The organism is Streptomyces sp. NPDC127100 (genome assembly GCF_042724095.1).
Lineage (GTDB): Bacteria > Actinomycetota > Actinomycetes > Streptomycetales > Streptomycetaceae > Streptomyces.
Map to the genome: position 1 here is coordinate 1 of NZ_JBHXFL010000083.1, position 12,412 is coordinate 12,412.

General features: G+C 73.3%; 11 protein-coding genes. 7 read left to right on the plus strand and 4 right to left on the minus strand.

Annotated elements, in window-relative coordinates; translation table 11 throughout:
* Positions 1 to 153: 153 nt before the first annotated feature.
* The 4 genes from ACFWJB_RS34860 to ACFWJB_RS34875 form a co-directional block, all read right to left on the minus strand.
* Positions 154 to 2,304: a LamG domain-containing protein gene (locus tag ACFWJB_RS34860; RefSeq protein ID WP_386927303.1), complete on the minus strand. Its 2,151-nt coding sequence runs from the start codon at positions 2,302 to 2,304 to the stop codon at positions 154 to 156.
* Between the two features lie 143 nt (positions 2,305 to 2,447).
* Positions 2,448 to 3,071 (minus strand): TIGR03086 family metal-binding protein, encoded by a 624-nt coding sequence (locus ACFWJB_RS34865; RefSeq protein WP_385465206.1) that lies wholly within the window; start codon positions 3,069 to 3,071, stop codon positions 2,448 to 2,450.
* A 217-nt stretch (positions 3,072 to 3,288) separates the two neighbouring features.
* Complete coding sequence (locus ACFWJB_RS34870; protein WP_386927305.1) at positions 3,289 to 4,458, minus strand: hypothetical protein; 1,170 nt, start codon at positions 4,456 to 4,458, stop codon at positions 3,289 to 3,291.
* Entirely contained in the window at positions 4,455 to 5,420 is a 966-nt protein-coding gene (locus ACFWJB_RS34875) for a 5-dehydro-4-deoxyglucarate dehydratase (RefSeq protein WP_385465200.1), read from the minus strand. Before ACFWJB_RS34875 ends, ACFWJB_RS34870 begins: the two co-directional genes overlap by 4 nt.
* Positions 5,421 to 5,665: 245 nt before the next feature.
* Here ACFWJB_RS34875 and ACFWJB_RS34880 point away from each other — a divergent pair, with 245 nt between their 5' ends.
* The 7 genes from ACFWJB_RS34880 to ACFWJB_RS34910 all read left to right on the plus strand — a co-directional run.
* Positions 5,666 to 6,475 carry an NAD-dependent epimerase/dehydratase family protein gene (locus tag ACFWJB_RS34880; protein ID WP_385465197.1) on the plus strand — a complete coding sequence of 270 codons (810 nt, stop codon included), beginning with the start codon at positions 5,666 to 5,668 and terminating at the stop codon, positions 6,473 to 6,475.
* A gap of 273 nt (positions 6,476 to 6,748) precedes the next feature.
* A complete protein-coding gene (locus tag ACFWJB_RS34885; RefSeq protein WP_386927308.1) occupies positions 6,749 to 7,519 on the plus strand; it encodes a DeoR/GlpR family DNA-binding transcription regulator in 771 nt (256 codons plus the stop codon).
* A 77-nt stretch (positions 7,520 to 7,596) separates the two neighbouring features.
* Positions 7,597 to 8,967 carry an ABC transporter substrate-binding protein gene (locus tag ACFWJB_RS34890; protein ID WP_386927310.1) on the plus strand — a complete coding sequence of 457 codons (1,371 nt, stop codon included), beginning with the start codon at positions 7,597 to 7,599 and terminating at the stop codon, positions 8,965 to 8,967.
* Positions 8,964 to 9,908: a carbohydrate ABC transporter permease gene (locus ACFWJB_RS34895; RefSeq protein ID WP_385465189.1), complete on the plus strand. Its 945-nt coding sequence runs from the start codon at positions 8,964 to 8,966 to the stop codon at positions 9,906 to 9,908. The genes ACFWJB_RS34890 and ACFWJB_RS34895 overlap by 4 nt, the downstream gene beginning before the upstream one ends.
* A complete protein-coding gene (locus tag ACFWJB_RS34900; RefSeq protein ID WP_385465186.1) occupies positions 9,905 to 10,780 on the plus strand; it encodes a carbohydrate ABC transporter permease in 876 nt (291 codons plus the stop codon). Before ACFWJB_RS34895 ends, ACFWJB_RS34900 begins: the two co-directional genes overlap by 4 nt.
* On the plus strand, positions 10,777 to 11,766 hold the full coding sequence (locus ACFWJB_RS34905) for a zinc-dependent alcohol dehydrogenase family protein (protein WP_386927313.1): 990 nt from the start codon (positions 10,777 to 10,779) through the stop codon (positions 11,764 to 11,766). Before ACFWJB_RS34900 ends, ACFWJB_RS34905 begins: the two co-directional genes overlap by 4 nt.
* A 102-nt stretch (positions 11,767 to 11,868) precedes the next feature.
* Positions 11,869 to 12,412, plus strand: a 544-nt coding sequence (locus tag ACFWJB_RS34910; RefSeq protein WP_386927315.1) for a TerD family protein, incomplete at its 3' end; no start/stop codon positions are given.

Consider the following 12,412-nt stretch of genomic DNA (forward strand, 5'->3'; position numbering starts at 1 on the left):
GCTCCGGGTACCGGCGGGCGCCAGGCACGGCGCCGGGAGCCCCCGCGCCGGCCGCCGACGCCCACGTCCTGACCGCCCGGCCCGGCCATCGGCTCCGTAGGCGTCCTCAGCGGCCCGGGGCGCGAGCCGCCGAGGACGACGGACCGAACGGCGTCAGCCGCACAGGCAGGGCTCGGTCTCGTGCCCCAGGGCCAGGACGTCCCGGTCGCGCAGCGCGCCGGCGTACGCCTGGAGCTCGTCGACGTCGCCCTTCAGGTACTCGCCCCAGCCCTCTGCCGTGCCGGCGCGCCCCACCTGGAGGGGACCGGTGCTCGTCCAACCGTGGGGGAGGTGGGCGGTGGCCCCGTCGTTGGTGTAGCCGTCGGCGTACAGCTTGACCGTGTCGGTGCCGTCGTCGTAGACGACGGCCAGCCGCGTGCCGAAGTCATCGGCGCCGGACGGCCTCGTGATCTGCGACACGACCCTTTCGGGCGCACCCGCCTCGTCCCGCTCCGGCATGACCAGCTGCCAGGCGAACGCCGACGGGTCGTAGCGCAGCCGGAACGCGTCGGTGTGCTCACCGGCCTGCGAGAGGACCGTCATCGGCCGGGTGGCGTCCGCCTCGTCGATCCTGGCGACGACGGCGAGGGTGAAACTGTCACCGGTGTCCACCAGCGGGCCGCCGAGCGCCGCGTGGCCGCTTCGGCCGTCCAGTGCCAGGTGCCCTTCACCGACCAGCGGGTACGGCTTCCAGACGCAGCCGGGGTCGAGGTCGGGGATGCAGGAGTTGTCAGGGGCTTGGTAGATCGACGCGCCGGTTCCGAGCCGCAGCGGCGAACCGCCCTTGTTCTCGGGTGTGGTGTCGCCGGCGGCCGTGCTGAACGACCAGTGGCCGAGCAGCTCCGGCGTGCGGCGGGCGAGTTCGGTCGATTCCTGCGGGACGACGAGACGGTCGTAGGCGCGGACGTCGCCGATGTCACCGTGCCAGCGCTGCCGGTAGCCGTTCTTGCCGCGGACCCGGCCGATCTGGAACGCCCCTTCCGCGGCGACCGGCGCGGCCTTGGCCTTGGTGCCGACCTCGTGGCCGTTGACGAAGAGCTGGGCGTAGCCCGTCTCGGTGTCGTAGAGGCCCAGCAGGTAGGCCCACTCGCCGGCCTCCGGTGTGCCGCCGGTGACCTTGGCGCCGCCGAGGGAGAAGGCCCAGGCCGCTGCCCCGTCCTTCCGTACCTCCGCGCCGAGGGCGTAGGCGGTCCCGGAGGTGGTGTCCTGGCTCAGCACGGTCATGGCCCGGCCGGTCTCGGCCGGGCGCACCCAGGCGCCGACGCCGAAGGTGCGGCCGCTGTCGACGGCCGGGGTGGCCGTGGTGAGGAAGGCGTGGCCGCTGCCGTCGAGGGTGGCCGTGGAGGTGAGGCCGGTTCCGGGGGGCACCGGGCCGCCGAAGGTCACGCCGCGTCCCGCCCTGGCCGCCTGGCCCGCCTCGGCGGCCGCCGTGGCGGAGCCTGCCGCGTCGGCCAGCTTCCAGCGGGAGACGGGCGCACTCCCCGCCTTCGGGAAGAAGTGGTAGTCGGTTCGGCCGCTGACCCGGCCCGCGCGGTCGACGGCGTGGACGCTGAGGTACTGGGGGGTGGCTTCCAGCGGGACGTAGCGGATGGTGGCCGGCCCACCTGGTTCGGCGGGACGCACGGAGCCGTACGGTCCGCCGATGAAACCGTAGCGGTACTCGACGACGTCCGGCGAAGGGGAGTCCATGGTGAAGCTGCCGTAGATGCCGACGCCACCGGCCCGCCAGGTCTCCTCGGGGTACTCCGGCGAGTTCACGACGGGCGCCTCGGGACTCGTGCCGTCGTAGACGAACCGGCACGGGGAACCGAGCGTCTGTGAGCTCCACTCCGAGTCCACCGAGCCGTCGTTCGCGCGCACGTGCCAGGAGACGACGGTGTCGGCCGGGAGGTCGGGCGGGAGGTCGACGCGGTGCACGGCGTCGGCGGCCCACGGAGTGGTGGTGAACGACCGACGCTGCTCGGTGCCCTCGGCGTCCGACCACCACACCTCGAACTCCGCGCTCAGCCGCTCCGGGTAGCCGGGGCGGTCGTCCTCGACCGGGTCGGAGACGCGGGCCGTGAGGGTCGGTGGCCGCCCGACGTAGGCCGGTGTGTCACCCGTCGCGCAGTCTTTGTACTCCGCCTGCAGCTCCCGGACCACGGGCGGCAGGTTCCCCTGCTGCGCCGCGTGCGCGGTGCCCGGCGCGAGGGCCCCCACAAGCGCCGTCAGGCAGCTGCCCAGCAGCAGCCCCCGTCTGCCGGATCGTCCGGCTCTTCCTGACATCGATGGCTCTCCTCCCCTTGGTGCCCGATCTTCGAGCGGCAGGAGGCTAGCAGTGACCACCGACAACAGTGATCAGCTTTTTCGAGGCCGGGTGCGCCGGTCGTCGGGGCTCGTGAGCATGCTCGCGGCCGTGCCGCGCTCCCCTACCGCGCGGGACGCGAGGGGCGGGTCCAGCCGGGGTCGCGGCCGCTGAGGCCCACCGCGCGGTCCAGGAGCGGGGCGTCGACCGGGACGGGGACGACGGGGCCGAAGATGCCGTCGCCCCGGTCGGACTCCTCGGCGGCGGCGGACAGGAAGCCGTGCGAGACCTGGAGCGCGGCCGGGTCGGGCGTGTACTCCTGACCGGTGGCGCGGGCCAGGTCCCAGGCGTGGATCACCAGCTCGTCGGCCGCCACGGCACCGGCGACCGCGCCGGGCAGGTCGATGCCGCCGGCCCGGGTCATACCGGTCCAGGCCTCCGGGTCCCGCCAGGCGTCGGCGAGTGCGTCGAGCACCTTGGGCAGCTCCTCGCGCCAGCCGGGGCCGATGTCCGGCACGCTCGCGTCGGGAGCGGTGTCGGTGCGGGCGCCCAGGTCCTTGCGGGCCGCGTCGAGGAAGGCGGCGGCCAGGCCGGTCAGGTGGCCGAGCAGGTTGCGCACGGCCAGGTCCGGGCACGGCGTCGGGTCGCCGAGGCTCGCGTCGCTCACGCCCTCGGCGAGGCGCGCCACGATCCGCGTCTGCGGCCCGAGGTCGAGCGTGGGGGTGGGGGCGGTGGTGTCCTGGGTCATCAGCTGCTCCTCGGTGACGCGTGGCCGGCTCTCTCAGGAGGTGGACCGGTCGCGGCCGCGGAACTAATCGGTCACGCGACCGGCCACCCGCCGGAGGCCGAGCGCACCGCCTCCGCGTCACCGTCCGACCCGGCACGGCCCACCCGGCCCGTCACGACCGGCCCCCGCAGGCACCGTCCAGCTCACGCACCGCCGGCGCCGGGCGCACCGCCCCCGCTCACCCCGCCGCCAGCGCCGGGCGCACCGCCTCCAGGTCCGCGTCCGATGCCAGCCCTGCGTGGTAGAGCCGCAGTTCCGTGGCGCCCAGGTCGCGCGCGTGGGCCGCGTCCGCGGCGAGGGTGCCCGGGCTGCCGCCCATGCCGGAGACCACCGTGAGGTTGGCGGCCAGGACGGCCCCGGCACGGGCCTGCTCGGCGAAGGGCGTCAGCAGGCCCGCCCCGCCCGTGCAGGGCACGACGACGCCGTCCGCGACGGACAGGACGTGCGCGGGGTCGACGCCGGCGTTGGCGCCGCAGTGGTAGGACACCGGGTCGGCGTGCAGCAGTACCTGGAAACCGTCGGGAGCCGCGGTCCGGACGGCCGCGACCGCCGCCTCCTGGAGGGTGCGGGCGGTCTCGTCCCGCCACGCGCGCGAGGCGTTCGCCGGCGTCTCGCCGAGCAGTTTCTCCACGCCCGCCCAGCCCCCGTCCGACGGCGCCGCGCCCCGCCAGACCGGCTCCAGCGCGGCCCGCACGTCCGCGGCCAGTCCCTCGGGGTCGAGTCCCCGTGCGCCGTATCCCGCGAGGCAGTCCGGGCAGAAGCAGAGCGACATGAGGTACTGCCCCGCGTCGCCGAGGCCGACCCCGCCGGTCTTGTCGTGGGCGTGCAGGTGCGCCAGCCCGTACCAGCCGAGGGACTCCAGTTCGGTGCCGCGCGCCCCCGGCCGCACCGCCGCCTCGGCGGCCAGGCCGGTCAGATACGCGCGCGTGGCGGGCTGCGCGATGCAGGGCGCCCAGGGGTAGCGGTCGCCGTAGGCGTTGACGACGGAGGTGTGCGGCTGCTCGGCGCCGAGGCGGGAGTTGTGGGCGAGCACCACCCAGGTGTGCACCTCGAGGCCCGCGTCCGCGAGGGCGGCGGCGGCCTCGCCCCAGGCGTCGCCGGGGGCCCAGTCGCCGGCCGGGTACGGGCGCGGCTCGCGGCCCTCCCAGCGGGCGGGGTCCGGCGGGTAGAGGACGGCGGCGTACTCGGCGGTGACGACGCGGTGGCGCGGGTGCCGCGGGGTGAGGGCGCGGGTGGAGTGGTAGGCGGCGGCGAGCGTCACCTGCTCCACGCCGATGCCCGCGACGAACCCGGCCGCGCCGGGGTCGCCGTTGACGTCCCAGGGGTAGAAGAACGCCGACGTCCTCACTTGCCCTCCCCCGCGTTCTCGTCCCCGTCGGCGAGCAGCGCGTGTCCCCGCTCGATGAGCCGGGCGAGCTGCTTCACGTGGTCCTCGCCCGGCTCGTGCAGCGGCGCCCGCACCTCCCCCACGTCCAGTCCGCGCAGCCGTACGCCCGCCTTGACCAGGGCGACCGCGTATCCGCGGCCCTGGGCGCGCAGTTCGACGAACGGCCGGTAGAAGCCGTCCAGCAGGCGGTGCGCGGTGGCGTCGTCGCCCGAGCGGAGCGCCCGGTGGAAGGCGAGGGCGATCTCGGGGGCGAAGCAGAACACGGCGGACGAGTAGAGCGTGATGCCGAGGGCGCGGTAGGCGAGCTGGGTCTGCTCGGCGGTCGGCAGCCCGTTGAAGTACAGGAAGTCGCCGCCGGGAACCTCGGTGCGCACGGCGCTGACGATCCGCTGCATCAGGTCGAGGTCGCCGAGCCCGTCCTTGAGGCCGATGACGCCGTCCGTGCGGGCCAGTTCGACGACGCTCTCCGGGGTGAACACGGCGTTGTCCCGCTGGTAGACGACCACGGGCAGGGAGGTCGCGGCCGCCACCTCCCGGTAGTGCCGCAGCAGCCCCTCCTGCCCGGCGACGACGAGGTACGGCGGCATGGCGAGCAGCCCGTCGGCCCCCGCCTCCTCGGCGAGGCGGGCGTAGCGCACGGCGAGCGCGGTGCCGTAGCCCGCGCCGGCGACGACGGGCACCCGCCCGGCGGTCTCCTCCACGGCCGCGCGCACGCAGGCCTGGAACTCCTCGGGGGTGAGCGCGTGGAACTCCCCGGTGCCGCAGCAGGCGAACACGGCGGCGGCCCCGGCCTCGACGCCGCGGCGCACGTGCGCCCGGTAGACGTCGAGGTCGACCTCGCCGCCCGGGCCGTACGCCGTGACGGGGAAGAACAGCGGCCCGCTGGGGGCAGTGAGCCGGACGGCGAGAGGGGCTGAGGTCACGGGCGCTCCCCATTCCATATGTATGATCCGCGTCTATATTTCTGAACGCCTCCACGCTAAGCCGCCGCCGGGAGGGCGGTCAAGCGCGCCAACTCCCGACACATCAGCGGATTCTTCACTTCCGCACCGGTCCGCCCGGATACTTGACGGGCCGCGCCTCCCCTCCTTAGCGTGTCCACGCATATGAACGCCGTGCGTGCATGCGTACGGCGGCCGATTCGAGGAGACCCCAGGAGACCCCGAGGATGCCCGCTCCCCGCACCGTTCTGCTCACCGGCGCCGCCGGCGGCCTCGGCACCCTGATGCGGGACCTGCTCCCCGGCTACGGCTACGAGCTGCGCCTGCTCGACCTGCGCCCCGTCGAGGGCGAGCCGGACGCGATCGTCGCCGACCTGGCCGACAGGGACGCCGTGCGCGAGGCGGTCCGGGGCGTCGACGCGATCATCCACCTCGCCGGCATCTCCCTGGAAGCCTCCTTCGACAAGATCCTCAAGGCGAACATCGAGGGCACCTACCACCTGTACGAGGCCGCCCGCGAGGAGGGCGTCGGACGCATCGTCTTCGCCTCCTCCAACCACGCCGTCGGCTACACCCCGCGCCCCCAGGGCGACGACCCCCTCATCCCGGTCGACACCCCGCGCCGCCCGGACACCTTCTACGGCCTGTCCAAGTGCTTCGGTGAGGACCTCGCCCAGCTCTACTGGGACAAGCACGGCCTGGAGACCGTCTCCGTCCGCATCGGCTCCTGCTTCCCCGAGCCGACCAGCGTGCGCATGCTCTCGGTGTGGATGAGCCCCGCCGACGGCGCCCGGCTCCTGCACGCGGCCCTCACCGCGGAGAACGTCGGCCACACGGTCGTCCACGGCTCCTCCGCCAACACCCGGCTGTGGTGGGACCTCACCTCCGCGCGGGCGCTCGGCTACGAACCGCGGGACGACTCCGAGCCGTACGCCGCCGGGCTCATCGCCGAACAGGGCGACCTCGACCCGGACGACCCGGCGCACGCGCGCCTCGGCGGCCACTTCGTGACCGACCCCCCGATCTGGCCGTACTGACCGGGACACGACCCCACGACGGGCGGGCGGGCACCGAACGGGCCCGCCCGCCCCCGTATGCGGGCATCCGCCCTGCCCGTTCCCACCCCGCACCCCGTCGCCTCCCAGGTCTGCGGCGGGCACCCGGGGGCCGAAGCGGGCACAACCGGGCAGCATCGGGCCCGCAACAGGCCTGGTCAGTGCCGCGGAGCCGCTGTAGAACTTCACCCAGGGTCCGCACCGGGCCCGAACGGGCAGGGTCACGGCGACGAGGCGGTGAGGCGGGTGTTCGGCATGGGCACGAGGACGGCGGAGGAACGGCAGCGCGAGATCGTGCGGACCGCCCGCGCCACCGGCTCGGTCGACGTCACCGCGCTCGCGGCCGAGCTGGGCGTGGCCAAGGAGACCGTACGGCGCGACCTGCGCGCCCTGGAGGACCACGGCCTGGTGCGCCGCACCCACGGCGGGGCCTACCCCGTGGAGAGCGCCGGCTTCGAGACCACGCTCGCCTTCCGCGCCACCAGCCACGTCCCCGAGAAGCGCAGGATCGCCTCCGCCGCCGCCGAACTGCTCGGCGACGCCGAGACGGTCTTCGTCGACGAGGGCTTCACCCCGCAGCTCATCGCCGAGGCCCTCCCCCGGGACCGGCCGCTGACCGTGGTCACCGCCTCCCTGCCGGTCGCGGGCGCCCTCGCCGGGGCCGGCGACACCTCGGTACTGCTGCTCGGCGGCCGGGTCCGGCCGGGCACGCTCGCCACCGTCGACCACTGGACGACGAAGATGCTCGCCGGGTTCGTCATCGACCTGGCCTACATCGGCGCCAACGGCATCTCCCGCGAGCACGGCCTGACCACCCCCGACCCCGCGGTCAGCGAGGTCAAGGCCCAGGCCGTCCGCGCCGCCCGCCGCACCGTGTTCGCCGGGACGCACACCAAGTTCGGCGCCGTCAGCTTCTGCCGCTTCGCGGAGATCGGCGCGCTGGAGGCCGTCGTCACCAGCACCCTGCTGCCCGCGGCCGAGGCCCACCGCTACTCGCTGCTCGGGCCGCAGGTCATCCGCGTCTGACGGTCCGTCCCACCCCCCACCGGGCATCCCCACGCCCGCCACTGCCCCATACCTCCCCATATGTTCAGGAGCGATCCATGCGAACCCAGAGCCGACGGAGGCCGCGAGCCCTGCTCGCCACGGCCGCCGCAGGGACGCTGCTCGCCCCGCTGCTCTCCGGCTGCTGGGTCGGAGCGGGCGGAGCGGGGTCGGGCGGCGACGCCATCAACGTCCTGATGGTCAACAACCCGCAGATGACCGACCTGCAGAAGCTCACCGCCGACCACTTCACGAAGGAGACCGGCATCAAGGTGAACTTCACCGTCCTGCCGGAGAACGACGTCCGCGACAAGATCAGCCAGGACTTCGCCAACCAGGCCGGCCAGTACGACGTCGCCACCCTCTCCAACTACGAGATACCGATCTACGCCCGCAACGAGTGGCTCCACGAGATGGACCCGTACGTCGCGAAGGACCCCGCGTACGACGAGAAGGACATCCTCGGGCCGATGCGCGAGTCCCTCACCGGCGACGACGGCAAGCTCTACGGCCAGCCCTTCTACGGCGAGTCGTCCTTCCTCATGTACCGCAAGGACCTCTTCGCCGCCAAGGGCCTCACGATGCCCGCCCACCCCACCTGGACTCAGGTGGCGGAGTTCGCCGCCGAACTGGACGGGGCCGAGCCCGGGATGAAGGGCATCTGCCTGCGCGGACTGCCCGGCTGGGGCGAGCTGATGGCGCCGCTGACGACGGTCGTCAACACCTTCGGCGGCACCTGGTTCGACAAGGACTGGCAGGCCCGCCTCGACTCGCCCGAGTGGGAGAAGGCGACGAAGTTCTACGTCGACCTCGTCCGCGAGCACGGCGAGTCCGGCGCCGCCCAGTCCGGCTTCGCCGAGTGCCTGAACAACCTGACCCAGGGCAAGGTCGCCATGTGGTACGACGCCACGTCGGCGGCGGGCTCCCTGGAGTCGGCCAAGTCCCCGGTCAAGGGAAAGATCGGCTACGCGCCGGCCCCCGTCGAGCGGACCGGGTCCTCCGGCTGGCTCTACACCTGGGCCTGGGGCATCCAGAAGGCGTCCCGCAACGCCGACAAGGCCTGGAAGTTCGTCTCCTGGGCCTCGGGCAAGGAGTACGAGCAGCTCGTCGGCGACAAGGTCGGCTGGTCCGACGTCCCGGCCGGGAAGCGCGCCTCGACGTACGAGAACCCCGCCTACCGCGCCGAGGCCGCCGCCTTCCAGGAGATGACCCGGGAGGCCATCGAGGGCGCCAGGCCGGGCGACCCCGGCGTGCAGCCGCGCCCCGCGCCCGGCATCCAGTTCGTCGGCATCCCCGAGTTCACCGACCTCGGCACCAAGGTCTCCCAGGAGATCAGCGCGGCCATCGCCGGCCGTCAGTCCGTCGACGAGGCCCTGAAGAAGTCCCAGCAGCTCGCCGAGAAGATCTCCGAGGAGTACGAGGGACGATGACCGCCACGACCCCGGCCCCCGCGGCCGCACCCGACCACGTCCGCCCCACCGTCCGCCCGCCGTCCTCCCGGCTGCGGGCCTGGGCCACCCGGGCCCCTCTCCTCCCCGCCCTGATCTTCATGATCGCGGTCACCCAGCTGCCCTTCGTGGCGACGCTGGTGATCTCCCTCTTCGACTGGAACGCCCTCTACCCCGACGCCCGCCACTTCACCGGCCTCGCCAACTACGGCGACGTCCTCTCCGACCCCGACCTGCGCAAGTCGGTGTGGACGACGATCCTGCTGACGGCGGCCGTGGTGCTGGCCAGCCTGGTCCTGGGCCTCGGCCTCGCCCTGCTCCTGGACCGCCGCTTCAAGGGCCGGGGCGTGGTCCGCACCCTGCTGATCGCCCCCTTCCTGGTCGTCCCGGTGGCGGCGGCGCTGCTGTGGAAGCACGTCCTGTACAACCCCGAGTACGGCCTGCTCAACGGCCTGCTGCACTACGTCGGAGGCCCGCAGCCGGACTGGATCTCGGACACCCCGCTGCTCGCCGTCGAGGCGTCACTGGTGTGGCAGTGGACGCCGTTCATGATGCTGATCCTGCTGGCCGGACTGCAGAGCCGGGACCAGCAGCAGATCGAGGCCGCCCGGGTGGACGGCGCGAGCGACTGGCAGATCTTCGTCCACCTCACGCTCCCCCACCTGCGCCGCTACCTCGAGCTGGGCGCCCTGCTCGGCTCCATCTACATCGTCCAGAACTTCGACGCGGTCTTCACCCTCACGTCCGGCGGCCTGGGCACGGCCAACCTGCCCTACACCGTCTACCAGAGCTTCTACCAGGCCCACGAGAACGGGCTCGCCTCGGCCGCGGGCGTCCTGGTGGTCATCGGCTCGATCGTCATCGCCACCTTCGCGCTGCGCGTGGTGTCGTCCCTGTTCCGCGAGGAGGTCGGCCGCGCATGACCGCCACCGCCGTACGCCCCGTCGTCACCGACGCCGAGCCCGTCCGTACCCGCCGCAGGGCAGGTGCGGGCCTGGGCCTGGCGGCCTGGCTGGCCGGCATCGTGTTCTTCCTGCCCATCGCCTGGATGGCGCTGACCTCGTTCCACTCGGAGTCGGACGCGGCCACCAACCCGCCGTCCTTCGCCGCCTCGCTCACCCTGGACGGCTACCGGGAGTTCTTCGGTGCGGACGGCGGCGCGAGTCCGTGGCCGTCGCTGGTCAACTCCGCCGTGGCCTCGGTCGCCTCGACGCTGTTCGTCCTGGTGCTGGCCCTGCCGGCCGCCTACGCGCTCTCCATCCGCCCGGTGAAGAAGTGGACGGACGTCCTGTTCTTCTTCCTGTCCACCAAGATGCTGCCGGTGGTGGCGGGCCTGCTGCCGATCTACCTGTTCGCCAAGAACACGGACATGCTGGACAACATCTGGCTGCTGGTCGTCCTCTACACGTCCATGAACCTGCCGATCGCGGTCTGGATGATGCAGTCGTTCCTGGCCGAGGTCCCGGTGGCGATCATCGAGGCGGCCCGGGTGGACGGCGCGAGGCTGCCGACGGTCCTGGCCCGGGTGGTCGCCCCGATCGCCCTTCCCGGCATCGCCGCGACCTCCCTCATCTGCTTCATCTTCAGCTGGAACGAACTGCTCTTCGCCCGGGTGCTGACGGGCGTGGTCGCCGAGACCGCCCCCGTCTTCCTGACCGGCTTCATCACCAGCCAGGGCCTGTTCCTGGCCAAGGTGTGCGCCGCGTCGCTCGTCATCTCCCTGCCGGTGCTCGCCGCGGGGTTCGCCGCCCAGGACAAACTCGTCCAGGGCCTGTCGTTGGGAGCCGTGAAATGAAGGCCGCCGTCATCGAGTCCGTGGGCCGTGCCGTCGTCGGCGAGGTCCCCGACCCGACGCCAGGGCCGCGCGAGGTCGTCGTCGAGGTCGCGGCCTGCGGCCTGTGCGGCACCGACCTGCACATCCTCCAGGGCGAGTTCGCGCCCAAGCTGCCCATCGTGCCGGGTCACGAGTTCGCCGGCACGGTGGTCGGCGTCGGCACCGCGGTCACCGAGGTGTCGGCCGGCGACCGGGTCGCCGTCGACCCGTCCCTCTACTGCTACGAGTGCCGCTACTGCCGCACCGGCCACAACAACCTCTGCGAACGCTGGGCGGCCATCGGCGTCACGACGGCGGGCGGCGCGGCGCAGTACGCCGTGGCACCGGTGGCGAACTGCGTGAAGCTCCCCGAGCACGTCCGCACCCAGGACGCCGCCCTGATCGAGCCCCTGTCCTGCGCGGTCCGCGGCTACGACGTCCTCCGGTCCCGCCTCGGCGCCCACGTCCTGATCTACGGCTCGGGCACGATGGGCCTGATGATGCTGGAGCTGGCCAAGCGGACCGGCGCGGCGAGCGTGGACGTGGTGGACCTCAACCCGGCCCGCCTGGAGACGGCCCGCGGCCTGGGCGTCTCCGCCTCGGCCGCGAACCCGGACGAGCTGGACCGCCCCCAGGGCTGGGACCTGGTCGTCGACGCGACGGGCAACGCCGCGGCGATCCAGGACGGCCTGGGACGGGTCGCGAAGGCGGGCACGTTCCTCCAGTTCGGCGTGGCCGACTACGCGACACGGGTGGAGATCGACCCGTACCGCATCTACAACCAGGAGATCACCATCACCGGCTCGATGGCGGTCCTGCACAGCTACGAGCGCGCGGCCGAACTGTTCGCCAACGGCGTCCTGGACCCGGACGTCTTCATCAGCGACCGCATCCCCCTCGAGCGCTACCCGGAGGCGCTGGAGCAGTTCGCGGCGGGCGTGGGCCGCAAGATCGTGGTGGTGCCGTAGCGCCCGGCGGGAGTCCGGGGGCCACGGCCCCCGGAGCACCGCCCGCCCCCCGATCGGCCCCGGGTAAGGGAACGGTAAAACGCCCTCGCTCGTTCACCCGGCATGACAGCTATGACCCCCGGCTCGAACATCCCCCTCTCCGCCGCCCGCGTGACGGTGGACGTCGCCGCGCCCGTGCGGCTCGACGTATCGGGCCTGCTGCTCACCGCCGACGGCAAGGTGCGCTCAGACGACGACTTCATCTTCTACAACCAGCCCACCGGCCCGGGCGTGACCTACCGCTCCGGCGGCGGCACCGCCCCGGACGCGATCACGGTCGACACCACCGCCGTCCCGCCCGGCATCGAGAAGATCGTCGTCACCGCCAGCCCGGACGCCGCCGGACAGACCTTCCAGGGCATCGAACCGACCGCCACCGTCCGCAACGCGGACGACAACTCCGTCCTCGCCACCTTCACGCCCCCGCAGCTCGGCAGCGAGACGGCGCTCGTCATCGTGGAGGTCTACCTGCGCAACGGCGCCTGGAAGGCCCGCGCCGTCGGCCAGGGGTACGCGAACGGCCTCGCGGGCATCGCCACCGACTTCGGCGTCACGGTCGAGGAGCCGGCGGCGCCCGCCCAGCCGGCCGCGCCGCAGGCGGTCACCC